Annotated in this window: 17 protein-coding genes and 4 pseudogenes; 5 read left to right on the forward strand and 16 right to left on the reverse strand. The window is 66.9% G+C overall.

The window, feature by feature from the left end:
* Window positions 1-131 precede the first annotated feature (131 nt).
* A protein-coding gene (locus L6444_RS16520) for an IS3 family transposase (RefSeq protein ID WP_142283724.1) occupies window positions 132-1,294 on the forward strand; the annotation gives its coding sequence in 2 pieces (ribosomal slippage) (window positions 132-416 and window positions 419-1,294; 1,161 coding nt in all).
* Between the two features lie 356 nt (window positions 1,295-1,650).
* Here the strand turns inward: L6444_RS16520 and L6444_RS16525 are convergent.
* From L6444_RS16525 to mutA, 6 genes and pseudogenes are all read right to left on the reverse strand, one after another.
* Window positions 1,651-2,427, reverse strand: a complete 777-nt coding sequence (locus L6444_RS16525; RefSeq protein ID WP_236975666.1) for a hypothetical protein — start codon at window positions 2,425-2,427, stop codon at window positions 1,651-1,653.
* A 745-nt stretch (window positions 2,428-3,172) separates the two neighbouring features.
* A complete protein-coding gene (locus L6444_RS16530; RefSeq protein ID WP_236975668.1) occupies window positions 3,173-4,843 on the reverse strand; it encodes a hypothetical protein in 1,671 nt (556 codons plus the stop codon).
* A 317-nt stretch (window positions 4,844-5,160) separates the two neighbouring features.
* Window positions 5,161-6,447: an esterase/beta-lactamase LipL gene (lipL, locus tag L6444_RS16535; RefSeq protein WP_236975671.1), complete on the reverse strand. Its 1,287-nt coding sequence runs from the start codon at window positions 6,445-6,447 to the stop codon at window positions 5,161-5,163.
* A gap of 52 nt (window positions 6,448-6,499) precedes the next feature.
* Window positions 6,500-7,480, reverse strand: a pseudogene (meaB, locus tag L6444_RS16540) (methylmalonyl Co-A mutase-associated GTPase MeaB).
* A gap of 111 nt (window positions 7,481-7,591) precedes the next feature.
* Window positions 7,592-9,844: a methylmalonyl-CoA mutase gene (scpA, locus tag L6444_RS16545; RefSeq protein WP_236975678.1), complete on the reverse strand. Its 2,253-nt coding sequence runs from the start codon at window positions 9,842-9,844 to the stop codon at window positions 7,592-7,594.
* A 1-nt stretch (window position 9,845) separates the two neighbouring features.
* Window positions 9,846-11,705: a methylmalonyl-CoA mutase small subunit gene (gene mutA / locus L6444_RS16550; protein ID WP_236975680.1), complete on the reverse strand. Its 1,860-nt coding sequence runs from the start codon at window positions 11,703-11,705 to the stop codon at window positions 9,846-9,848.
* 169 nt (window positions 11,706-11,874) lie between these two features.
* On the opposite strand from mutA, the gene L6444_RS16555 reads away from it, so the two are divergent.
* Together L6444_RS16555 and L6444_RS16560 are read left to right on the forward strand one after the other, a co-directional pair.
* Window positions 11,875-12,627: a TVP38/TMEM64 family protein gene (locus tag L6444_RS16555; RefSeq protein ID WP_236975682.1), complete on the forward strand. Its 753-nt coding sequence runs from the start codon at window positions 11,875-11,877 to the stop codon at window positions 12,625-12,627.
* A gap of 32 nt (window positions 12,628-12,659) precedes the next feature.
* Window positions 12,660-13,559, forward strand: a complete 900-nt coding sequence (locus tag L6444_RS16560) for a S1 family peptidase (protein WP_236975684.1) — start codon at window positions 12,660-12,662, stop codon at window positions 13,557-13,559.
* A 39-nt stretch (window positions 13,560-13,598) separates the two neighbouring features.
* On the opposite strand, the pseudogene L6444_RS16565 reads toward L6444_RS16560, so the two are convergent.
* The 3 genes and pseudogenes from L6444_RS16565 to L6444_RS16575 all read right to left on the reverse strand — a co-directional run bounded on the left by L6444_RS16565 (window position 13,599) and on the right by L6444_RS16575 (window position 16,263).
* A pseudogene (locus tag L6444_RS16565) lies at window positions 13,599-15,085 on the reverse strand (sensor histidine kinase).
* The gene (locus tag L6444_RS16570) at window positions 15,079-15,807 is read right to left on the reverse strand and encodes a response regulator transcription factor (protein WP_370653123.1); all 729 of its coding nucleotides are present in this window, start codon (window positions 15,805-15,807) and stop codon (window positions 15,079-15,081) included. The pseudogene L6444_RS16565 and the gene L6444_RS16570 overlap by 7 nt, the downstream one beginning before the upstream one ends.
* Window positions 15,808-15,924: 117 nt before the next feature.
* Entirely contained in the window at window positions 15,925-16,263 is a 339-nt protein-coding gene (locus L6444_RS16575) for a hypothetical protein (protein ID WP_236975701.1), read from the reverse strand.
* A gap of 79 nt (window positions 16,264-16,342) precedes the next feature.
* On the opposite strand from L6444_RS16575, the gene L6444_RS16580 reads away from it, so the two are divergent.
* Window positions 16,343-16,483 (forward strand): hypothetical protein, encoded by a 141-nt coding sequence (locus tag L6444_RS16580; RefSeq protein ID WP_236975703.1) that lies wholly within the window; start codon window positions 16,343-16,345, stop codon window positions 16,481-16,483.
* 27 nt (window positions 16,484-16,510) lie between these two features.
* On the opposite strand, the gene L6444_RS16585 is transcribed toward L6444_RS16580, so the two are convergent.
* The 3 genes and pseudogenes from L6444_RS16585 to L6444_RS16595 form a co-directional block, all read right to left on the reverse strand.
* Complete coding sequence (locus tag L6444_RS16585; protein ID WP_236975705.1) at window positions 16,511-16,876, reverse strand: DoxX family protein; 366 nt, start codon at window positions 16,874-16,876, stop codon at window positions 16,511-16,513.
* Window positions 16,877-16,885: 9 nt separating this feature from the next.
* A pseudogene (locus L6444_RS16590) lies at window positions 16,886-18,019 on the reverse strand (SPFH domain-containing protein).
* A 14-nt stretch (window positions 18,020-18,033) separates the two neighbouring features.
* Complete coding sequence (locus L6444_RS16595; protein ID WP_236975707.1) at window positions 18,034-18,468, reverse strand: NfeD family protein; 435 nt, start codon at window positions 18,466-18,468, stop codon at window positions 18,034-18,036.
* A 67-nt stretch (window positions 18,469-18,535) separates the two neighbouring features.
* On the opposite strand from L6444_RS16595, the gene L6444_RS16600 reads away from it, so the two are divergent.
* Window positions 18,536-19,444 carry a hypothetical protein gene (locus tag L6444_RS16600; RefSeq protein WP_236975709.1) on the forward strand — a complete coding sequence of 303 codons (909 nt, stop codon included), beginning with the start codon at window positions 18,536-18,538 and terminating at the stop codon, window positions 19,442-19,444.
* A 57-nt stretch (window positions 19,445-19,501) separates the two neighbouring features.
* Here the strand turns inward: L6444_RS16600 and L6444_RS16605 are convergent, their stop codons facing one another.
* From L6444_RS16605 to L6444_RS16620, 4 genes and pseudogenes are all read right to left on the reverse strand, one after another.
* The gene (locus tag L6444_RS16605; protein WP_236975711.1) at window positions 19,502-20,506 is read right to left on the reverse strand and encodes a ferrochelatase; all 1,005 of its coding nucleotides are present in this window, start codon (window positions 20,504-20,506) and stop codon (window positions 19,502-19,504) included.
* Window positions 20,507-20,512: 6 nt separating this feature from the next.
* Window positions 20,513-21,322, reverse strand: a complete 810-nt coding sequence (inhA, locus tag L6444_RS16610) for an NADH-dependent enoyl-ACP reductase InhA (RefSeq protein ID WP_236975720.1) — start codon at window positions 21,320-21,322, stop codon at window positions 20,513-20,515.
* Between the two features lie 23 nt (window positions 21,323-21,345).
* Window positions 21,346-22,090: pseudogene (fabG1, locus tag L6444_RS16615) on the reverse strand (3-oxoacyl-ACP reductase FabG1).
* 78 nt (window positions 22,091-22,168) lie between these two features.
* Window positions 22,169-23,176: a VWA domain-containing protein gene (locus L6444_RS16620; RefSeq protein WP_236975722.1), complete on the reverse strand. Its 1,008-nt coding sequence runs from the start codon at window positions 23,174-23,176 to the stop codon at window positions 22,169-22,171.
* Between the last annotated feature and the right edge of the window lie 16 nt (window positions 23,177-23,192).

Raw genomic sequence — 23,192 nt, forward strand, 5'->3', positions numbered from 1 at the left:
GGATGGTTCAAATATTTTGATATAGGTTGCTCTGGTTAGCAATCCGATCAGGCTGTTGCTTGGGTCTGCTGCACGAATAGGTGACATCTGAGTTGGCTTGCCCAGCATGGGCGGGCTGGAAGGATGTCCCCATGGCAAGGCCCTACCCCCGCGAGTTCCGCGACGACGTCGTCCGGGTCGCTCGCAACCGCGATGACGGTGTAACGATCGAGCAGATCGCCACCGATTTCGGAGTGCACCCGATGACGCTGCAGAAATGGCTCCGTCAGGCCGACATCGACGAAGGCACCAAGCCCGGCAAGAGCGCCAGCGAGTCCGGTGAGCTGCGCGAAGCCCGACGGCGGATCAAACTGCTAGAGCAAGAGAACGAGGTGCTGCGCCGGGCCGCAGCGTATTTATCGCAGGCCAATCTGCCGGGAAAAGGGTCTACCCGCTCGTGAAAGAGCTCGCCGCCGACGGGATCCCCGTCGCGGTGACGTGCCGGGTACTCAAGCTCTCCCGCCAACCGTATTACCGCTGGCTGGCCGACCCCATCACCGAGGCCGAACTCATCGAGGCCTACCGCGCCAATGCGCTGTTCGACGCGCACGCAGACGATCCGGAGTTCGGCTACCGCTACCTCGTGGAGGAGGCGCGCGATGCCGGCGAGCCGATGGCCGAGCGCACCGCATGGCGGATCTGCTCGCAGAATCGACTGTGGAGCGTGTTTGGTAAGAAACGCGGCAAGAACGGCAAAGTCGGGCCGCCGGTGCACGACGATCTTGTCGAGCGTGACTTCACCGCTGAAGGGCCAAATCAGTTGTGGCTCAGTGACATCACTGAGCACCGCACCGGTGAGGGCAAGCTCTACCTCTGTGCGATTAAGGACGTGTTCTCCAACCGGATCGTCGGCTACAGCATCGACTCCCGAATGAAGTCACAACTGGCCATCCGGGCACTACACAGCGCGGTAGCCCGACGCGGAGATGTCGCGGGGTGCATTCTGCACTCGGATCGCGGATCTCAGTTCCGGTCAAGGAAATTCGTACACGCCTTGAATCAACACGAGATGGTCGGCTCTATGGGCCGTGTCGGAGCCGCCGGCGACAACGCCGCCATCGAGAGCTTCTTTAGCCTGCTGCAGAAGAACGTGCTCGACCGCCGCCGCTGGGACACCCGAGAACAACTCCGCATCGCGATCGTCACCTGGATCGAGCGCACCTACCACCGGCGCCGCCGCCAGTCCGGCCTCGGGCGGTTGACCCCGATCGAATTCGAAGCAATCATGACCACACCGGCCAGTCAGGCCGCGTGACCGAAACTGTCACCTGATCGTGCAGCAGACCCCTTGATTGCGGGGACGTCCTCTGTCGCGAGAACATCCTCTTCCACGCGGACTGCGTTCTCGAACGGATCTTCGACGGCCGAAATCGGCTCTTCTAATGCCTCTACCCGCTGTTTCAACGCCTTTCCCCCTTACCCGACAACGCCACTGCCGGGCCGGCGCAGCCCAGCTAGCCGCCTATCCGTCAGCCCAGTGCCGACTTTGCCCACGAGGCTCTGATCAGCTCCGACGACGACGGCAATTCGGCAACTTCAGGCCCGACGCGCACCATCCGCGAACGACGGGCCTGCGTGCTTGGTCTTCCTATCGCAGGAAAGCTTTCCAGATTAGTTGGCGGTTGGGAGGAAAACTGACTTATTAGCTTGGAACGCATCCCTGGCTTCGATCGCGTCACCTAGTCGTCGCGTGGCGACACCTGTCAACGAGGTCGGCCGTCGCGCGTAGGAGACAATCACCACTACACAGATGCCCAGCCACAGGAGCGGTCCAAGAGATACGGTCGTGGAAACAATGGACCTGCCTGTCGTTCCGGTCACCCCGAATTGTCCCGTTATGTCACCGGCCTGGACTGGCGGGCCGGGCAGTGGGATTTGCGCTATACACAGTGCGACGGCGAGGCTCACACAAGCACCGAGCGCCCGGCGCGGATCACCGGCGGCCGCGAACTGCTCAAAGATTCCGGTTGAGGGCAGTCCGTCGGGAGCCCGCAGCATCACCGCGGCGACCGGCAGTACGAAGACAAGGTAGTAGGGCTGGCTCAACGCTGGGGCGAGACTCGCCGCGGCCAATAGCAAAACACCTGCCATCACCGGGGGAATTCGCCGCCCCAGAAACAGAACCGAAACGACCACGGCTGCCAGCACGGCGTAGCCCAGAACTGATCGTGGGCCTGCCAGGTAGCCGTCCGGCGGCATCAAGCCCGTCTGAAGCGTCTTGAGACCGTCGGGCACAAGGAGCAGCGCCTTGCCAAATGACACGTTCGACGTCGCAAGAAGTGCCTTATAGGAGCCGTTACCGTAGGCGAAGCTGTTGTGGATCGATTGCGGGATTGTTTGTGGGAAGTTGCGCGACCACAGTAGGTAAGCGGCCAGGTTGGACAGCACGACACCACCCGCCCCGATGGTCCCCACCGCCATTGACGGGCCGCGAACAGCGCAACGCATAACATCGCGAACTGGGGCTTCACCAGCGCAGCCACGATGACCATCACCGCAACCAGACCCCATCGTCGCCGACACAGCGCCACTAAGTAGACCAACATGGCCGGCACTGCGAACCCCGCCGAATTGCCTCGGTCGATCACCATCCAAACCGGAATAGCGGCAACACTGCATGCGAGGAAAACCACGATCCGCTCAAGACCTCGTGCGCCCCGCGCCGCCCACACCGCCGGGCACAGAGTGGCGATCGTCAGGGCGAGCTGGTAACCGATCAACGAAAGCCGTTCTGCGCCCAGCCATTTACCCAGAATTCCGAAGATTAGCTGCGGCAGCATTCCAGCCGCGGGATAGTTGTTGTACGCGTACGTCAGGCCCGACCGGAGGTGCACGGGATAGCGGTCCCACGGATTGGCCTGCAGCCCTAGGTCCACCACCATCGTGTAGTCGCTGAAGCAATGCCGTCCAACTTTTGTGCTCCAGTCGAGGTAGCAATCGTCCGGCACGAAAACCAACGACGACATGACGTCGACCGAAAAGTACTGAGTTAGAACGAATCCGAACACAGCCGAAACCGCCGTCACGACGAGCACGGTGCCGAGCAGAAGAGTCCGCGCCGGTTGGCCGACGATCACCGCCGCATAATGTTTTGCTTTGGACTTCCAAATCCGAAGAAGCTCTAAGGGCCGAGTCACCCGCGTACTCCCCCGCTCTGGGCTGTCCCCACGCGCTCACACTGCCGGTTCGCCAGCTCAGCGGACGGTGTTGGCGAGGGGGCCGCAGATTTCGATCCCGTGAAAGTCCCACGTGCCCCAGCGGCGAAGAACAATCCGAGCCCCAATCCCAGCAACACAGGACCGATCAGGAGCATGACGCGTACCCCGGAGGTCGTCACGCCGGCGAACTTACCGCGAAGCCACATCCGCTTGTACTCAGCCGCATTGTCTGCGTCGGATGGGCGCAGTTCGGGTGGCAGAATCGCCCTGATATCAGGATCCCGAAGCTGATCGGCGACCAATCCTGGGTTGGGATGGATGAGATCGAATGAATGTCCTGGGCGCCGTTTCGTTAGGTCGGCCACGTTCCCTGTGGCGAAGAACGACTTAATATTTGTGACCTGTTGGGCGGCAGCCCGGCTCCAGTCGATAGCGCCGAGCTCGAATAGGTAGCCGCCCACTGCGAAGATGAATACAAGGCTGAACACCCACGCCGTAGCATATCTTACCGCATTTGCGCCGAACTTCCCTACACGGCCCCGCTCTGCGAAACAAAAGACCGCAATCAGTGCCGCCGGATAAATAAGTAGCAGAATGTCCATGTAACGTGGCGCGATATTTATCCCGCGGCCATAAGCGAGCAGCACAGCCTGAACCGTTACCCACACGGTTATTCCCAATACGAGCCATGCTCGGTCCGTCATTGCTAGGCGGCGTGCGGCCACGTACCGGCAGAACCATACCGCTGGGATCAATCCCATGATCAGTTCCGCTACGAGGAGCAATAATCCCAGAAAGAAAGTCTTTGGCGTGCTAAGCGCATGGGAATAGGTCGCTGTTGAGAGAGCCATCGCAGCGCACACCAGCAGGATAGCGGCGAGCCCTGCGTACTCGCGCCCACCGCGCTTTCGAGCACCTACGGACAACTGCACTCCCACTACGGCACCAGCAGCGACAATGCCGCTCACGCTTGCCGCGAAGGACAGGAACCCGAGAAGTGCGGCAGCCAGACCGCAATACCAACGCAGCGAGAAGGCTCTCGCACTAGCGAACGCCCATAAGGCCAGTATCCCAAATAGCACCACAAAATATATCTGGGACTGGAAGCCCCAAAGGACGTTTTCGTAGCCTCCCATGCTCGCAAACACAACGGCAACGAAGCCAACAAACAAAATTCTGCGCCGCACCGCGACGAGTGGTATTAGCAGTGCTGCGAGCAAGGTGATTGCGGCAGTATGAAGAACTGCATCTAGAATCATTTCGAGGCGCGGATTCCACTCTCCGGCTAATTCCAAATGCGCGAGCACAAGCAGCCGGGTTAAAAAGATTCGGTGCTCGTTGTGCGGAGCAATCAAGTCAGCAAACGAAAGCGTGCCCCTTAGATAGGGCGCGTAGATAATCGCTGCTTCGCCATCCCACTGGTCGACTATAGGCACGGGCGAACCGAGAGATGAGATAACGATTAATTTTGCGCCCAGGACGAAGCATGCAAGCGCGGCCAGTAATCCGAACCGGGTTGGACGCGGGTCCGCCGCATCCGCCGATTCCGCTCCGGCGTGGTGCTCATCGCCGAATGAAGTCGGCGCGACTTGCTGCACTTCCGAAAGCTCCTCTGCAGCATCCGGCGTCGAACTCTCACGCTCCACCGCGCTATGCCCCCTTAGCCACCACCTGCCTTACACCCGGTTGCTTCTTCTGTGCAGCACAGCGCTTCTCAATCAGTCGAGGCGAGATTAGTCGCCCACATCCATCCGGGTGCCGCGACCAAGCGTACGAGATTCGTCTCGCCGTTGGCGGCAAATCACTCGCCTGGTCGAAGGATCGCCCGCGCGACCAACACCATGCGCAACCGAGACTGGCCCGAGGCGCGCCCATTCGTGGAAGCTGGTAGCGGGCGTCGTCGCCCACTACCAGGTCACCATCAAAGTTGGCTTCCGCCGAGAAGATTGGTAGTCCGCGGGACTTATCCCGCAGCGGCCCCCGGCTCAAAATACGGCGCCCCAAGTCCGTGCACCGGCCGGTACCCACGCTTACGCGCCTTGGCCGCAGCCTGGCGCGCCAGCTTGTAGAGCCCGACGAAGGCGGCGTGATCGGTCAGCACCAGCGGCGTGAGCAGGCGGTTGTGCACCACCCCGATCGCCAACCCAGTCTCCGGGTCACTCCAGCCGACCGAACCGCCCAGGCCCACGTGGCCGAACCCGGGCATCACATTGCCGAACGGCAGCGCGTGATAGCCCAGGTGGAACGCCATCGGCATGAAGATGTTGTGGTCACGCGCCATGACGCGTTCACCGGTCAGGCCCGCGACCAATCGTCGGGACAGGAACCGGGTGCCGTCGACCTCTCCCCCGTTGGCGATCGCGCCGTACATCCGGGCCAGCGCGCGGGCCGTCACCACGCCGTTGGCCGCCGGGATCTCGGCGTCCAGCATGGCGTTGTCACCCTGCACCGCGGCAATGACTCCCGGGAAGTACATGGAGCGATACCCACCGGAGAAATTGTTGGCGACTTTCTGCACCGCATAGGTGAACAGCGGATTGGCCGCGATGTCCTGCGGCATGATGATCTCGGCCACCTTGGTGGGCGACTCGGCCGGCGGCCGGCCCAGGTGGAAGCCGTCGGAGTTCAGCGGTTCGGCGAGTTCCTCGCGGAACAGCACCCGCATGTCCTTGCCGGTGACCGCCCGGGCCAGTCCCGACATCAGCCAGCCGAACGTCAGCGCATGATAGGCGGGCTTGCCGAGTAGACGACCCGGGGAGGCTGCCGCCAGCCGCTCTTCCATCGCGACGTGGTTGAGCACGGTCACCTGGTCGGCGCCGCGCAGCCCGGACAGGCCCGCGGTGTGCTTCATCACCTCGCGGACGGTCATGTTCGCCTTGCCGTTGGCGCCGAAGGCGTGCCAGTACTCGGCGACCGGGGCGTCGTAGTCGATCAGACCGCGGTCGGCCAGCCGGTGGATCACCGTGGCGGCCATGCCTTTGGTCGCCGAGAACACCATCGGGGCGGTGTTCTCCGTCCACGGCACCTGCCCGTCCCGGTCCGCCCAGCCCTTCCAGACGTCCACGACCGGCTGTCCGTCCAGATAGACCGACAAAGCCCCGCCGCCGAAGCGGTGGTAGGGGAACATGCTGGAGAAAAAACGAACGACGCAACTGAATTGCGAGTCCGCGGCGCCGAACACACCATGCCCTGCGTCGGGGGCATCGTGAGGAGGAACAGCGCGGCGATCGACTCCGATGTCTACCGTCACAGATCGAATTTACTTCAACGGTCTAAGCGCTCACCGGCAAACCCCGACATATTTACCGATCTGTTAAGTCGTCGCGATCTCAAGTATTTGCTGGGCGGCTAGGGCCGGGGTCAGCTCGCCCTCACGCACCTGACGCTCGACGTCCCGGCGGGCCTTGCGGACCTGCGGGTTGGACATCAACCGGTCCAGCACCGCGTCACGCACCATCTGCCAGGTCCAGTCGACCTGCTGATCGTGGCGGCGCGCCTCGAACTGCCCGGCCTCGGTGAGCACCTTGCGGTGCTTCTCGATCGTCTCCCACAGTTCGGTCAAGCCGGTCCCCTCGACCGCGCTCATCGTCAAAACCGGTGGCCGCCAAAGTGTTTCGCGTGGATAGATCAGCCGCAACGCCCCGGACAGCTCGCGGGCGGCCAGCTTGGCGTCCTTGAGGTGCGCCCCGTCGGCCTTATTGACCACCACGATGTCGGCCAGCTCCAGCACGCCCTTCTTGATGCCCTGCAACTGATCCCCGGTGCGCGCCAGGGTCAGCAGCACGAACGTGTCGACCATGTTGGCCACCGACACCTCGGACTGCCCCACCCCCACCGTTTCGATCAGGATCACGTCGAAGCCCGCGGCCTCCAACAGCACAACGGTCTCCCGAGTGGCCTTTGCTACACCCCCCAAGGTCCCCGACGTGGGGGACGGCCGGATGTAGGCGTCGGGGTGCGTGGCCAGCTTCGCCATCCGGGTCTTGTCGCCCAGGATCGAGCCACCGGTACGCGTCGAGGACGGGTCGACCGCCAGCACGGCCAGCTTGTGCCCCTGCTCGATCACGTGTATACCCAGGGCTTCGATGGTGGTGGACTTGCCCACCCCGGCACCCCGGTGATGCCCACCCGGTGAGCGCCCCCGCATCGGGCAGCAGCTCCAACAGCAGCTGTTGCGCCTGCTCCCGGTGGTCGGCGCGGGTGGACTCGAGCAGGGTGATGGCCCGCGGCAGCGCGGCGCGGTCGCCGCTGCGGATGGCGTCGGCCAGGTCCTGGACCTTCATGCCGACTCACTGCCCAGGAATCGACTCTGCGCCGGCGGCGCAGTTGTTCGAGTAAGGCGCGCCCTCAGCGCAGAGTCAACGCTCAAGGGGCAACAAGTACGGCCCAGCACGCTAATCCAGGTCGTAGCCCAGCCGCTCGGCCAGCTTGTGCAGCAAGCCGATCGCCGAGTCCGCGATCACCGTCCCCGGCGGATAGATGGCCGCCGCGCCGGCCTGGTACAGCTCGTCGAAGTCGCCCGGCGGGATCACCCCGCCGACCACGATCATGATGTCGGGCCGGCCCACCTCGGCCAGCGCGTCGCGCAGCGCCGGCACCAGCGTCAGATGCCCGGCCGCCAGCGACGACACCCCGACCACGTGCACGTCGTTGTCAGCGGCTTGCCGGGCCACCTCTTCGGGCGTGGAGAACAGCGACCCGACGTCGACGTCGAACCCGATGTCGGCGAACGCGGTCGCGATCACCTTCTGGCCGCGGTCGTGACCGTCCTGGCCCATCTTGGCGATCAGGATCCTGGGCCGGCGGCCGTCGGCCTCGGCGAACTTCTCTACGAGTGCAGTGGCTTCAGCGATGTTGGGGGCCTTTCCAACTTCGTCGCGGTAGACGCCGGCGATGGTGCGGATCTCGGCCTGGTGGCGTCCGTAGACCTTCTCCAGCGCATCGGAGATCTCGCCGACGGTGGCCTTGTGCCGGGCGGCGTTGATGGCCAGCGCCATCAGGTTATTGCCCAGCCCGTCCTCACCGGCCGGACCCTGTGCGGCAGCGGCGCGGGTGAGCTCAGCCAGCGCGGCCTCGACCGCCTTGGTGTCCCGATTCGCCCGCAGCTCTTTGAGCTTGGCGAGCTGCTCGGCACGCACCCGGCTGTTCTCGACCTTGAGCACCTCGATCTCTTGGTCCTCTTCGACCTGGTACTTGTTCACCCCGATCACCGGCTGCTGCCCGGAGTCGATGCGCGCCTGGGTCCGGGCAGCGGCCTCCTCGATGCGCAGCTTGGGAATGCCCTCGCTGATCGCCTGGGCCATACCGCCGTACTCGGCGACCTCCTCGATGTGCGCGCGGGCTTTCTGGGCGAGCTGGTGGGTCAGCCACTCCACGTAGTACGAGCCCGCCCACGGGTCGATCGGGCGGGTGGTGCCCGACTCCTGCTGCAACACCAGCTGGGTGTTACGCGCGATGCGCGCGGAGAAGTCGGTGGGCAGCGCCAGCGCCTCGTCCAAGGCGTTGGTGTGCAGCGACTGGGTGTGGCCCTGGGTGGCGGCCATCGCCTCGATGCAGGTGCGGGCGACGTTGTTGAACACGTCCTGGGCGGTCAGCGACCAGCCGGAGGTCTGCGAATGGGTGCGCAGCGACAGCGATTTCGCGCTCTTGGGGTCGAACTTGGCGACCAACTCGCTCCACAGCAGCCGGCCCGCCCGCAGCTTGGCCACTTCCATGAAGAAGTTCATCCCGATGCCCCAGAAGAAGGACAGCCGCGGCGCGAACTTGTCGATGTCCAGCCCGGCGTCCAGGCCCGCCTTGATGTACTCCACGCCGTCGGCCAGGGTGTAGGCCAGCTCCAAATCGGCTGTGGCCCCGGCCTCCTGGATGTGGTAGCCGGAGATCGAGATCGAGTTGAACTTCGGCATCTTGGCGCTGGTGTAGGCGAAGATGTCGGAAATGATCCGCATGGACGGCTTGGGCGGATAGATGTAGGTGTTGCGTACCATGAACTCTTTGAGGATGTCGTTCTGGATGGTGCCGGCCAGCTTCTCCGGGGGCACCCCCTGCTCCTCGGCGGCCACCACGTACAGCGCCAGGATCGGCAGCACCGCGCCGTTCATCGTCATCGACACGCTCACCGTCGACAGGTCGATCCCGTCGAACAGCTGCCGCATGTCCAGGATGGAATCGATTGCCACACCGGCCATTCCGACGTCGCCCTGCACGCGCGGGTGGTCGGAGTCGTAGCCGCGGTGGGTGGCCAGGTCGAAGGCCACCGACAGGCCCTTCTGGCCGGCGGCCAGGTTGCGGCGGTAGAACGCATTCGATTCGGCGGCGGTGGAGAAGCCCGCGTACTGCCGGATGGTCCACGGCTGGTTGACGTACATGGTCGGATAGGGCCCACGCACGAACGGCGGCTCGCCGGGGAAGCTGTTGAGCGGGTAGCCCTGCTCGCCGGCGGCGTTGCGGTCTTCGGCGATGTAGACGGGTTTGACGTCGATGCCCTCGGGGGTTTCCCACACCAGTTGGTCAGGGGTGTACCAGTGGGCTTTCGCGGCGGCCTCGACGTGCGCTTTCACGTCGGCTTCGGTGGGCTTGTCGATAGTCTTGTCACCGCTCAGCGGGACGTCGGCGAAACTCCCTATCGAAGGAACCGTCGTCGTCATGCTAGGCCCCCAATCGAGTCAGTAGATCCGAAAGCACTTGCACTGCATTGATTTTCATGGTCAAGAAGTCGTCGGGCCGGTTTTCGGCGTCGGCCACGGCCTGCTCGGGCCCGGCCAGGTAGACCCGCTCGAGACCCGCGGCGCGGGCGGCGGCCACCACCTCGGAGGCTTCGTCGGCGTAGCGCTTGTCGGTGCCGCAGATCACCGCGACCTTCAGCGAATCAGCCGATCGGACCGCCTGGGCGACACCCGCGGCGTCGACGGTGCCCGGGTTGACCGCCTCGATGCCACCGGAGGCCAACAGGTTGGACGCGAACGTGGTGCGGATGTTGTGCTCGGCCAGCGGGCCCAGCGGCAACAACAGCACCTGCGGTCGCACCTGGTGCTCGGCGAAATAGACATCCGAGCGATCCCGCAGCGCCTCGAACTCGGCCGCGTACCGGATGACGTGCCCGGCGCGGCCCATCGAATCACCTTGCGGCAGCGGCGCTTCCCCCAGGTTGGGGAACTCGTTGACGCCGGTGATGGCGATGCGGCGATGTGCGATGTCGTCGGCGCGTCTGGCCGCCAGCTCGTCCAGCTGGGCTTTGAGGTAGTCGCGGGCCTCGGCGAATCCGCCGTGCGACTCGATGGACTGGAAGTGCTGCCAGGCCTGTTCGGCCAGCTGCTTGGTGAGGTCTTCGACGAACCACGATCCGCCGGCAGGATCGAGCACCCGGCCGACATGCGACTCCTCGAGCAGCAGCAGCTGGGTGTTGCGGGCGATGCGGCGCGCGAAGCTGGTGGCCGTGCCCGGCCAGCCGCCGGGGATCGCCACGTCGAACGCGTACACCAGCACGGTATCGGCGCCGCCCACCCCGGCGCCGAACGCCGCCAGCGTGGTGCGCAGCATGTTCACCCACGGGTCGCGCTGGGTCATCATCGGCAGCGACGTCTCGGCGTGCACGACGGCGGCGCCGCCGTCGGGGTCGCCGGCCACCTCGGCAACACGCGCCCACAGCTGCCGCACGGCGCGCATCTTGGCCAGCGTCATGAACTGGTCGTCGTCGGCGGAAAGCCGGAAACTGATCTGCCGCAACGCATCCGACACCGACAGCCCGGATTCGGTGAGCAGCCGCAGGTAGGCCACCCCCGCGGCGATGGTGGCCGCAAGCTCCCAGGCGGCGGTGGCGCCCAAGTTGTTGAAGGCAGGCCCGTCGACGGTGATCGCGCGCACCCCGTGTTTGCCGGCAGCGCGTCCAGCAACCGCGATCACCTCTTCGACGCTCGGGGCGTCGCGGTCGCTGAGCACCGCCGTCAGGGGGTCGGCACCCAGGTCCACCGACACCGTCGCGCGCTGGTCCTCCGCCACGGCGTCCACCAGGGTCAGCATCGCCTCGGCGGTGGCAACGTACTCGGCGCCGGCGTCCAGGATCACCGGCACCATGCTCAGGTACACGCCGTCCAGCAGCGTCCCGAGGTCGGCGGACGCCACCCCGGACTCCCCCACCCGGATCAGCAGCGCGCTGACCCCGTCGCCGAGGGCGGCCAGCAGCGCCGAGTTTGCCTCCCCGGCGGCCAGGCCCGGCAGCGGGAACGCCTCGGCGACCTTCCAGCCGGACTTGACGTCGCGCGTCGGGTCGCCGCCCCGCAGGAACGGCCAGTGGCCGGGCAGCGGCGGCTCGGGCAATCCGTCGAACACCGTGTAGAGCGGGTGGATGACGAACCCGTCATAGGTCGGCGTATCCAGCCGGTGCTCGGGTTCCTCGCCCAACTCGGCCGGGTCGGTTCGGGTGCTCTTGGCCAGCACTCCGGCGACCGCACTGCGCCAACGACCGCGGACCTCCTCGAGGTCCGCCAGCTCGGGTACGTCAATGGACACCGACGGCTCCTGTTTTCCCAGTTGTCGGGGGTAGGTGACTTGCAAATCAGGCTAAATGATCGGCGTCGCAAAACAGCAATCGCATCGGGTCCGGCCCGCCCGCGTTGTGATGCGAAACGCCAGCCGAAGGCAACTCGGTATTCACCCGCGCCCCGTACCCTTGGCAACCGTGACCTCCCCCGCGATCAGCAAAACCACCGATACCGTGCGCGGCATCGGGTCGGCGCTGCGCGGCGCGCTGCGGCAGGCGTCGCGGCCCCGACTGGTGTTCACCGTGGCGGGAATCACAATCCTGGTGGCCGTCGCGCTGCTGGTTCCGCTGCCGACGGCGCTCGAGATGCGCGACTGGGCACGCTCGGTAGGGCCGTGGTTCCCGCTGGCGTTCTGGCTGGTCCACGCCGTCGTCACGGTGCCGCCCTTCCCGCGCACCGCGTTCACCATCGCCGCCGGGCTGCTGTTCGGGCCGGTGATCGGAGTGGCGATCGCGGTGTCGGCCAGCACGGCCAGCGCGGTGTTGGCATTGCTGCTGGTGCGCGCCACCGGGTGGCGCCTGCATCGCCTGGATCGCCGGCGCGTGGTGGCGCGCCTGGACGAGCGGCTGCGTGAGCGCGGCTGGCTGGCCATCCTGTCGCTGCGGTTCATCCCCGCGGTGCCGTTCGCGGCGATCAACTACGCCGCCGGAGCTTCGGCGGTGCGGGTGGCGCCCTACCTGGCCGCCACCATCGTCGGCCTGCTGCCCGGCACCGCCGCGGTGGTGATTCTGGGCAACGCGTTCGCCGGCGACGGCAATCCGCTGCTGGTGCTGGTGTCGGTGTGTACCGGCGCGCTGGGGTTGTGCGGGCTGATCTATGAGGTCCGTAAGTACCGGCAGCATCATGCGGCTCAGCACGCCGTCGAACGCGAGCCCGTCCGCTCGGTTTGAACGGGCCTGCCGTTCCCTGAAGGATCGACCTCATGGTCGGTGCGTTCGCCCACATGACGCCGCAGGCGTCGCTGCGCGCCATCCTGCTCGGCGCCGGCGCACTGGTGTGTCTGGTGGTGGCGTCCTGGCCTCTAACCGCCAACCGGCACGACGCCGACCAGCGCACCTACAGCTGGCGGCTTTCGGTCGTCGCGCTGCTCAGTGCGGCAGCGTTTGTGGCCGCGATCCTCTTACCCGACCACCGCGCGCCGTCACCGCCGCGGGACGACCCGGCGATCGCCTTCCCCGTCCCGCTGCCCGCGGCGACCGGCATCGGCCCGGGCACCGCCATCGCCGTCCGCTTCGCCGACGGCACCGGCGGAATGACTTGCACCGCAGGGTTTTTGGTGCGCGAACAGAGCGGGCAGACCGGGGTGCTCACTGCCGGGCACTGCAACAAGCCCGGCGAAGCGAGCAGGGTGACCATCAACTCCGCCACCAAGTCCTACGTGACCGTGGGCACCTTCGACCAGACCGTCAGCGAAGGAACCCACGGCGAACAACACGACATCGGACTGATCACACTCGACGCCGACCAGATCCCGCAGACGCCGGCGATCATGGCATCGATGCCGGTGGCGCGCGTCGCGGAGAACCTGCAGATCGGCCAGCAGCTGCGCAAGTTCGGCATGAAGACCGGCCGGGTGGAATGCGGGCAGATCACCGACGTCACCGACAGCAAGGTGGTGTTCCTGGCGGCCAGCCAGTGCGGCGACTCCGGCGGCCCGGTCTACCTGATCCAGCGCGACGGCGCCGTCGCCGTCGGGATCCACATCCGCGGCGGACGTCAAAATGACCCCAACCCCAGCTGTTCGACGCCGGCCACGTTCTCGGTGGCCGAGCTGTTACGGCCGTGGCTGGATCAGTGGGGCCTGGACGTCGTCACGAGTTGACTCGGCTCCGCTGAGCGCTCCGATTTTCGAGGGGTGCGATCACCTTCGCGGCGGCAGCTCCAGGCTCAGCCGGAACCGCGCGCCGCCGTCGTGCGGCACGCACACCAAATCGCCGCCATGCGCGCGGGCCAGCGCCCGGGCGATCGACAGCCCCAGTCCGGCGCCGCCGTGGTCGCGGGCCCGGTCTGCGTCCAGACGCACCAATCGTTCGAAGATGCGGCGGCGCTCGTCGTCGGGGACGCCCGGACCGGTGTCGGTGACGGTGACGACGGCCGCGCTGTCCGCACTCAGGTCGACGGTGATCGATCCGCCCGGCGGGGTGTGCCGGCGGGCGTTCTCCAGCAGGTTGGACAGGATCTGCGCGATGCGGGTCGGATCGGCCTCGACGTTCAGCGTCGCCAAACCGGTGCGCACGATGGAGAGCTGCGGGGCCAGCATCGTCGCTCGCTGCACCTCGGCGTCGACGATGGCGCCCAGGTCGGTGTCCTGCCGGTCCAGCACCAGCCCGGCGTCGATGCGGCTCAGGTCGAGCATGTCGGCGACCAGCCGCCCGGCCCGCCGCGCATCGGACTGCAGCAGGCTGGCCCGCCGACGCTGCGCGTCCTCGACGTCGCTCTGGTGGGCCGCCAGTTGTTCGGCGGCGGCCTGGATGCCTGCGATCGGGGTACGCAACTCGTGCGCGGCGTCGGCGAGGAACTGGCGGGTCGCCGCTTCGGCGCGCTGCGCGGTGTCGGCGGCCTGTCGGGCCCGCAGCTCGGAGTCCTCCAGCGCGTCCAACATCCCATCGAAAGCGGTTGCCGCACGGCCTAATTCGGTATTGGCCCGGGAGGGTCGGAGGCGCCGGCCGCGGTCGCCGGTGGAGATGTCCCTGGCCAGTGCGGTGAGTCGCTCCAACGGGCGCAGCGCGGCCCGGCTGATCGCGACCAGCAGCACCGCGGCCAGCAGCAGTGTCGCCAGGCCGGCGCCGAACATGATCTGCCGGAGCTGACGGGTGACCTGCGTGGTCTGGGTGGTGTCGGCGACCAGGATCAGCCGGGCGCCGTCGGGCAGCGGGTGCACGACGACGGTCGCGGTGGCGTCGCGCGGGGTGGGCGGCGGGGCGGCAGCCCCGACGGCGGCGGCGGCAGGTTCGACGGGAGCGGCGGCAGGTTCGACGGCAGCGGCCCGTGCGGATGGCCCGGCGGTGGTGGCGGAAACGGCGGCGGGACCGTGGAGCCCGCTTTGGTGTCGGGGCTGATGCCGGGATCGCCGTAGGTGACGCCGTCGGCCATCACCACCAGCGCACGCACGCTGCCGCCGTTGAGCTGGGCGGCTAGCAGGTCGGGCGGCGTGCCGGCGGCCACCAGCGCATCGGCACGCGACGTCGCGGCCAGCAACCGGTCGTGCAGGTTGCGTTCGGCCTGAGTGCGGAGCATGAAGTCGACCGTGCCGCCCAGCACCCCCAACAGCACCGCCAGTAGCGCCACCACCAGCACAATCACCCGCCGCTGCAGCGACGGTGTCGCGGTGACCGGATCCGTCACGATCGCGGCGGCTGCAGCCGGTAACCGATACCGCGAACCGTGTGCAGGATCCGCGGCCCGTGCGCTTCCAGCTTGCGCCGCAACCCGCTGACATGCACCTGCACCAGGTTGGGGTCGTAGGCGTCGTATCCCCATACCGCGCTGAGGATCTGGGTGGCGCTGACGATCCGGCCGCGCTGTTCGACCAGGAATTCCAGCAGCCGCAATTCGGTGGCGGTCAGGTCCAGCGGATGCCCGGCGCGCGCCGCTACCCCGGCGTCGACGTCGAGCAACAGGTCGCCGAACTGCACCACCTTGGGCAGCCGCCCCCGTCGGCGCAGCACCGCACCGACCCGCGACACGAGTTCGGCGAGCTCGAACGGCTTGACCACGTAGTCGTCGGCGCCGCCGTCCAGGCCACGTAGCCGGTCGGGCAGGCCGTCACGGGCGGTGATCATCACGATGCCGACGTCGCCCCACTGGCGGACGACGTCGATCAGCTCGAAGCCGTCCCGGCCCGGCAGCATCACGTCGAGCACCACCAGGTCAGGCCGCAGCCCCTCCAGTGCTTCTTCCAATCCTGTTCCGTCACAACGGGAATCGGTGTGATAGCCGACGTCGGCCAGCGCCTCGGTGACCATTTCGCGGATCGTCTCGGAGTCCTCGACCACCAGCACCCGGGGTGTGCCGACGCTGAACTGATCGGTCGCCTTGCCGGTGCGGTCCGCTCGAGTCATAACCCCCATTGTTCATACTCGGCGCGCCGACTGGCCCCGCGCCGCGACTCAACGACCCATTCTTCAGCTTTGCTTCAAGTTCGGCTCCTACCGTCGCGATCACCACACATTCGGATGAAAGAGGAGTCACATGACCTCCGACGACCACGCGTCCGCTGCCGACCCGGCAGCCGTCGCACCCGCACCCGCCGCAGTTGCACCCGCAGCCCCGGCGGCTCCCCGGCGCCTGTCGCCCCAGCGGCCGAACAGCGCCGCTACTCGACCCGCATCGTGCTCGGCGCGGGCCTGCTGGGCGGCTTCATCGGGTCGCTGTTCACCGCAGGCGCCGCCGTGCTGTTCATGGCCTTCGGGGCGCCCCCGCCGCCGCCGGGACCGGGCTTCGGGCCGCCGGGAGCAGCGCAGTTCGGCCATCACGGCTTCGGCGGCCCGGGCGGGCCAGGCGGGCCGATGATGGCCGGACCGCACGGCCCGATGGGGCCCGGTGGCCCCGGCATGATGCCCCCGCCGCCGTTCCCGGGCGGGCCTCCCCCGATGGGCGGCCCCGGTGGCCCCGGCGGGCCTGGTGGACCCGGTGGACCTGGCCAATCCGGCCAGCAACCCCCGGACCGGCCTCACCGTCGACCGGGCCCAGCCCGTCGGCGACGCCCCCACGGTAAGCCGGCCGGCCGAGCGGTCCTGGCGGTGAAATCCCGCCGGACCGCTCGAACGTCGGCTAGCCAGCCGGGTCGGCGTCCGGGCCCTTGACCGTCATCGCCGCGAACAACGCCAGGAACGTCGCGGCCGGAAGCGTGTTGGCGATCGTGTCGCGCACCCGGACGTGCGCGCCGACGGCCAGGATGAAATACAGCGTCAGCATCGCCGTTGTCAGCCGCGCCAACCCCGGAAACCGGGTCACCGAGGCCAGACCCACCGCTGCGGCGGTCTTCACCACCGGAAATATCGGCCGGATGCTCTCCGGGCACTCGACGGTGTCCAGGGCCTTCTTGACCGGCGGGGCTTCGACGGCACACAGCACCGCGTCGACGGCGTGGAAGGCGGCCAGACCGGCATAGGTTTTCGGGGAAGTCAGAGCGCTCATTGCTCGATCCTATTGACCAAGCTCGGGCGGCATACCCACCGGATTGCGGGCCACGTTGCCGGGGAGGGCGTCGGTGCTGGTTCTCGCTTGGGAAATCGCCGGCCCGGTGTCAGTGGTGAACCAGTCGGCGACCTCGTCGTCGGCATCGTCGGCCGGCGCCGGGGTGTCGTCGGGGGGCGACGGTTCGAACCGGAACACCCCGTCCTCGCCCTGCTTGCCGAGCAAGCGGGTGAACCCTGCAGCGCGGCGTTGAAATCGCTGGGCACAACCCACACCTTGTTGGCGTCGCCGCGCGCCATCTCCGGCAGCGTCTGCAGATACTGGTAGGCCAGCATCTCCGGCGTCGGGCGGCCCGCCTTGATGGCGGCGAACGTCTTCTCGATCGCCTTGGCCTGCCCTTGGGCCCGCAGATACGCGGCGGCGCGCTCACCCTGGGCCCGCAGCACCCGGGACTGCCGGTCTGCCTCGGCGGCCAGAATGGCGGCCTGCTTAGCGCCCTCGGCGGCCAGGATCTGCGATTGCTTCTGTCCCTCGGCCTGCATGATCGCCGCCTGCCGGGTGCCCTCGGCCGTCAGGATCATCGCCCGCTTCTCCCGGTCGGCCTTCATCTGCTTTTCCATCGAGGCCTGGATGGACGGCGGCGGGTCGATGCTGCGCAACTCCACCCGGGCGACCCGCAGGCCCCAGCGTCCGGTCGCCTCGTCGAGCACGCCGCGCAGCTGGGCGTTGATCTGGTCGCGGGACGTCAGCGTCTGTTCCAGGGTCATGCCGCCGACGACGTTGCGCAGCGTGGTGGTGGTGAGCTGCTCCACGCCGACGATGTAGTTACTGATCTCGTACACCGCCGCCTGCGGGACGGTGACCTGAAAGTAGACGACGGTGTCGATGTTCAGCGTCAGGTTGTCCTCGGTGATGACGGGCTGCGGCGGGAAGGACACCACCCGCTCCCGCAGGTCCACCCGGGCCCGGATGCGGTCGATGAACGGCACCAACAGCGAGCTGCCCGCTGACCGTGCGGCTGTACCGCCCCAGCCGCTCGATCACGGCGGCTTCGGCCTGCGGTATCAGGGCCACCGATTTGGCCACGATCACGATGGTGAACGCGACCAATACGAGGAGGAACACCAGAACTGCCAGACCCATGGGACTTCCTTCCGCTACGCGTTCTTGAAGACCACTGCAGTGGCGCCGTCGATGTGCACGACGGTGACCGACTGACCCGGCTCGTAGACGTCGCCGTCGTTGAGTGGACGCGCCGTCCAGACCTGACCGTCGAGCTTGACCTGGCCGTTGTCGTGCGCGACCCGGTCGAGCACCACCGCGTTCTTGCCCTCCAACGCCTTGACCCCCATCACCGGGGTCTTGGCGGGCGTCAACCGCCGCCGCAGGGTCGGCCGGACCGTGGCCAACAGCAGCACCGAGACGACCAGGAACACCAGCCCGTCGGCCCACAGCGGCCAGTCCGTCAGCCAACTGGCCGTTGCCGCGGCCAACGCACCGCCGCCGAGCATCAGCAGAAACATGTCGCCGGTGAGGGCTTCGGCACCGACGAGAACCAACGCTCCGATTAGCCAGACCAGCGCGACGGGCATGGGCACAGAATACGCGCGGTCCCCGACAAACCACCTCAACGGCGGCGAGCCACTACACTGCGAGACCATGTGGTGCCCGAGTGTCTCGCTGTCGATGTGGGCCAATGCCTGGCTCGCCGGAAAGGCCGCGCCCGACGACGTCCTCGACGCGTTATCCCTTTGGGCGCCAAGGCAATCCGTTGCCGCCTACGATGCGGTTGCCGCGGGTCACACCGGATTACCGTGGCCGGACGTGAGCGACGCCGGGACGGTGTGTCTGCTGCAGACGCTGCGTGGGGCGGTCGGGCGCTCGCCGGCGCCGTCGTCGTCGTCGCTGCGCGGCACCATCAACGTGGTGCTACCGGTGCCCGGTGACGTGCGCGGCCTTTTTGCCGGGACACAGTTTGCCAGCGACGCACTGACCGCCGGCGAGGCGGTGATCATCAGCCATCCGGGCGACCCGAACACCGCGATCGGCCTGGTCCCTGACTTCACCTACAGCGACATCGACGACGACACCGACAGCGGCGAACCCGAACTGCTTGCGCTGACCTGGATGGTGTACTCGCTGCCCGGGCCGCCGGCGTACGACTGCCACGACCTCGGCGGCGCCGAATACGCGCTGCGGTCGGCGGTCCGGTCGGCCGCCGACGCGTTGAGCGCGATGGGTCTGGGATCTGCCAGCGGCGTGGAGAATCCACGCGGACTCGTCGAGCAGATGCTGGAATCGGCACGGCAACACCGGGTTCCGGATCACGCGCCCACCCGGGCCCTGCGGGTGCTGGAGAATGCCGCGCACGTCGATGCGATCATCGCGGTCAGCGCCGGATCGAGCCGGCCGTCGGACCGGGTGACCGCCGCACCGGAATTGGCTGGGATGCAATCGTCTTCGGCGGGACGGATCGCGACCGACGCGCTGCGGCCGCTGACCGCAGTGGTGCGCTCGGCGCGCATGGCCGCAGTCGACGCGATCCTGGCGTCCGCCTGGACCGACTAGCCCGATCTCGGCGCGCATGGCCGCAGTCGACGCGATCCTGGCGTCCGCCTGGACCGACTAGCCCGATCTCGACGCGCAGTGCGGCGGACGGCACGGTGCGCCGTTGCCGCTGCCCAGGCAACCCTGGACCGGATCGGAGCCGGTGACCCGGGAGGGTCGCCTACCCTCGCGCAGTTCGTCGATCAAATCGATTGCCAGCGCAGCGAATCGGGGGTCGGCGTTGGGGGTCGCGGCTCTGGCGAACTGCACGCCCAGCGCCTCGGCCTGTAGCCGCAGCTCATGGTCGAGGTCCCACACCACCTCGATGTGGTCGGCGACAAAGCCGATGGGACAGACGATTACGGACTCGACACCTTGCTGGTGCAGCGCTGTCAAGTGGTCACCGACGTCGGGTTCGAGCCACGGGACCTGCGGCGGTCCCGAGCGCGACTGCCACACCAGGTCGTAGTCCTCGTAACCCGCTCGGGTCGCGACAAGCCTTGCGGCATAAGCAACTTGACGGCTGTACAAGTTGGGTCCGCAGCATTGGTCGGCGGCAATCGGAATGGAGTGGGCGGTGAAGACCAGGCGCCCGCGGGGCAGTTTTTCTGCAGCATTCGTCACGGCTTCGGTGAACATCTCGACGAACAGCGGATGGTCGAAGTAAGTACGCAGCTTGACCAGTACTGGCGCTTGGTCACCGGCCGCCCCGCGCGCCCTGGCGATATCCTCGACGTACTGCGTGCAACTGGAATAGCCGCTCCAGGCTGAGGTGGTGAATACCGCGGCGCGACGAATACCGTTGTCGCGCATCTCTTTTACCGTATCTTCGACATAGGGCGCCCAGTTGCGGTTCCCGAAGTACACGGGTAGGTCCTGGACGGCCCGCAGCTGCTCGATCAGCGCGCGGTTGATGCCGTTGATCGGTGAGACACCACCGAAATGCAGATAGTGCTCGGCGACGTCGTCGAGCCGCTCGGGCGGCACGTTGCGGCCCCGGGTGACGTTCTCCAGGAACGGTCGAACCTGCTCCGGGCCCTCCGGCCCGCCGAACGAGAGCAGCAGGACAGCGTCGAAATCCATTGCGCCCTAGAGCAACTGCGTGTGGGCGCCGCCGTCGGCGTAGATGATGTCACCCGTCGTCGCCGGCAACCATTCCGACAACACCGCGCACACGGTCTTGGCGACCGGAGTGGGGTCCTTCATGTCCCAGCCGATCGGGGCACGCTGGTCCCAGCCCTCTTCGAGCAGCTTCATCTGCGCGCCGGCCTCCTCGCCGAGTGCACCGCCGACGATGGCGCTCATGGCCAACGTCCGGATTGGGCCTGCGGCAACAAGATTGGAGCGGACACCGACCTTGCCGGCCTCGCGCGCCACGAACCGATTCACCGACTCCAGGGCGCTCTTGGCCACCGTCATCCAGTTGTAGGCCGGCATCGCGCGGGTGGGGTCGAAGTCCATGCCGACAATGGCGCCACCGCGGTTCATGATCGGCAGCAATGCCTTGGCCAGCGAGGCGTACGAATACGCCGAGATGTGAATGCCTTTGGAGACGTCCTCGTACGGGGCGTCGAAGAACGGGTTGATGCCCATGCCGGTTTGCGGCATGAAGCCGATCGAGTGCACTACGCCGTCGAGGTTGTTGTCCTTGCCGATCTCGGCCTTGACCCGGTCGGCGAGGGTGGCCAGGTGCTCCTCGTTCTGCACGTCGAGCTCGATCAGCGGCGCCTTCTCCGGCAGCCGGTCGGCGATGCGCTGAATCAGCCGCATCCGGTCGAAGCCGGTCAACACCAACTGGGCGCCCTGCTCCTGGGCCACCCGGGCGATGTGGAACGCGATCGACGAGTCGGTGATGATCCCGGAGACCAGGATTCGTTTACCTTCGAGCAGTCCTGCCATAAGTCCGTCCCTCTCCTAGCTCTTCAGTGACCCATGCCCATGCCACCATCGACCGGGATGACCGCACCGGCGATGTAGCTGGCGTCCTCGGACGCCAGGAAGCTGACCACCCCGGCGACCTCGTCGGCGGTCCCGACCCGCTTGGCGGGGATGAACTCCAGCGCCCCCTTCTGGATGCGCTCGTCGAGCGCGCGGGTCATCTCGGTGTCGATGTAGCCGGGGGGCCACCACGTTGGCGGTGACATTGGCCTTGGACAATTCCCGCGAGATCGAGCGGGCCATGCCGATGAGCCCGGCCTTGGACGCTGCGTAGTTGGCCTGGTTGCCGATGCCCCAGGTGCCCGAGACCGAGCCGACGTAGATGATTCGGCCGAATCGCTTCTTCTGCATACTCCGCGATGCCCGCTGGGTCACCCGGAACGCCCCGGTGAGGTTCGCGTCGATGACCTTCTGGAACCGCTCCTCGGTCATACGGATGAGGAACGCATCGGCGGAGATGCCGGCGTTGGACACCAGCACCTCGACCGGGCCCTGGTGCTCCTCGACCTCTGTGAAGGCACGGTCGACGGCGTCGTTGTCGGTGACGTCGCACTCGACACCGAACAGCCCTTCGGGCGCCCCGGACCCGCGGTGCGTGACGGCCACCTTGTGGCCGTCGGCGGCCAGTCGCTGCGCGATCGCCAGCCCGATTCCCCGGTTTCCGCCGGTGACCAGGACTGATCGGGATACGAATGCGGGTTTGCCGCCGCCGGTGGCTGTTTCAGTCACTCCGACAACCTATCGCCTCACCGGGATTGCGCCGCAGCCTCCCCCGGTCACAGTCGCGGCAGAGTCAAAGAGCGGAGGCTAGGTGGGCAGCCGGCGGTTGATCAGCAGCGCCGCCAGCGCGGCAACGGCCAGCACCAGCGCCCCCAGCCGCAACCAGCCCACACTCGCATCGCCCTTGATGGTTTCGTAGCCGATCTGCTGCTGCAGCGACGCGTATACCGCCTTCAATTCAGCCAGCGTGGCCGCGTTGTAGGCGTTTCCGCCGGAAAGCTGCGCCACCTTCTTCAACGTCTCGTCGTCCACCGGCACCGGCTGGCGCTGGTCGTTGATTTCGACGAAGCCGTACGGGGTGCCGAAGGAGATCGTCGAGATGGGCACGCCCTGGTCCTTGGCGGTGCGCGCGGCCGTATAGGCGCCCTTGGGGTTGTCGGGATTGGTCGGCATCGTCTCCTTGCCGTCGGAGAACAGCACGATCCGCGCCGGCGGCGGCGTGTCCCCGCCGCCGATCACCGCACCGACGGTCGCGATCGCCTGCAGCGCGGTGAAGATCGCCTCGCCGGTGGCGGTGCGGTCGGCGAACTGCAGTTTGTCCAGCGCGGCCTTGGTCGCGTCGCGGTTGGTGGTCGGCGACACCAGCACGGTCGCCGTGCCCGCGTAGGCGATCAAACCGAGGTTGATGCCGGGGGTCAGCTCACCGGCGAACTGCTTGGCCGCCTCCTGCGCCGCGACCATCCGGTTCGGTTCGACGTCGGTGGCGCGCATCGACTGCGACACGTCGATCACCAGCATCACCACCGCGCGGTTCCGCGGAATCCGGACATCGTTGGTGGGCCCGGCCATGGCCACCGTCAGCAGCACCAGCGAGCACACCAGCAGGATGGCCGGTACGTGGCGCCACTTCGAAGGCCGTTTGGGCGCAACGCTTTCCAGCAACTCCATATTGGCGAACCGCAACATGCGCCGCTGCCGCGCCAGCTGCAGCACCACGTACAGCGCGACCAACGCGGCAATGACCAACAGGAACAGGAAGAACCACGAGTGTTCGAAGCCGGACAGCGTCATCGGCCCGAGCAAGGGCAACGTCATAACAGACCCGTCGTTG

Origin of the sequence: Mycobacterium kiyosense (assembly GCA_021654635.1) — a bacterium.
GTDB lineage: Bacteria > Actinomycetota > Actinomycetes > Mycobacteriales > Mycobacteriaceae > Mycobacterium > Mycobacterium kiyosense.

Coding starts and splice junctions, on each gene's coding strand:
- scpA (WP_236975678.1), bottom strand. CDS start 9,844: ATGACGACGACGGTTCCTTCGATAGGGAGTTTCGCCGACGTCCCGCTG.
- L6444_RS16595 (WP_236975707.1), bottom strand. CDS start 18,468: ATGCCCGTCGCGCTGGTCTGGCTAATCGGAGCGTTGGTTCTCGTCGGT.
- L6444_RS16600 (WP_236975709.1), top strand. CDS start 18,536: ATGTGGTGCCCGAGTGTCTCGCTGTCGATGTGGGCCAATGCCTGGCTC.
- L6444_RS16620 (WP_236975722.1), bottom strand. CDS start 23,176: ATGACGTTGCCCTTGCTCGGGCCGATGACGCTGTCCGGCTTCGAACAC.
- L6444_RS16570 (WP_370653123.1), bottom strand. CDS start 15,807: ATGGGGGTTATGACTCGAGCGGACCGCACCGGCAAGGCGACCGATCAG.
- L6444_RS16585 (WP_236975705.1), bottom strand. CDS start 16,876: ATGAGCGCTCTGACTTCCCCGAAAACCTATGCCGGTCTGGCCGCCTTC.
- inhA (WP_236975720.1), bottom strand. CDS start 21,322: ATGGCAGGACTGCTCGAAGGTAAACGAATCCTGGTCTCCGGGATCATC.
- L6444_RS16605 (WP_236975711.1), bottom strand. CDS start 20,506: ATGGATTTCGACGCTGTCCTGCTGCTCTCGTTCGGCGGGCCGGAGGGC.
- L6444_RS16560 (WP_236975684.1), top strand. CDS start 12,660: ATGGTCGGTGCGTTCGCCCACATGACGCCGCAGGCGTCGCTGCGCGCC.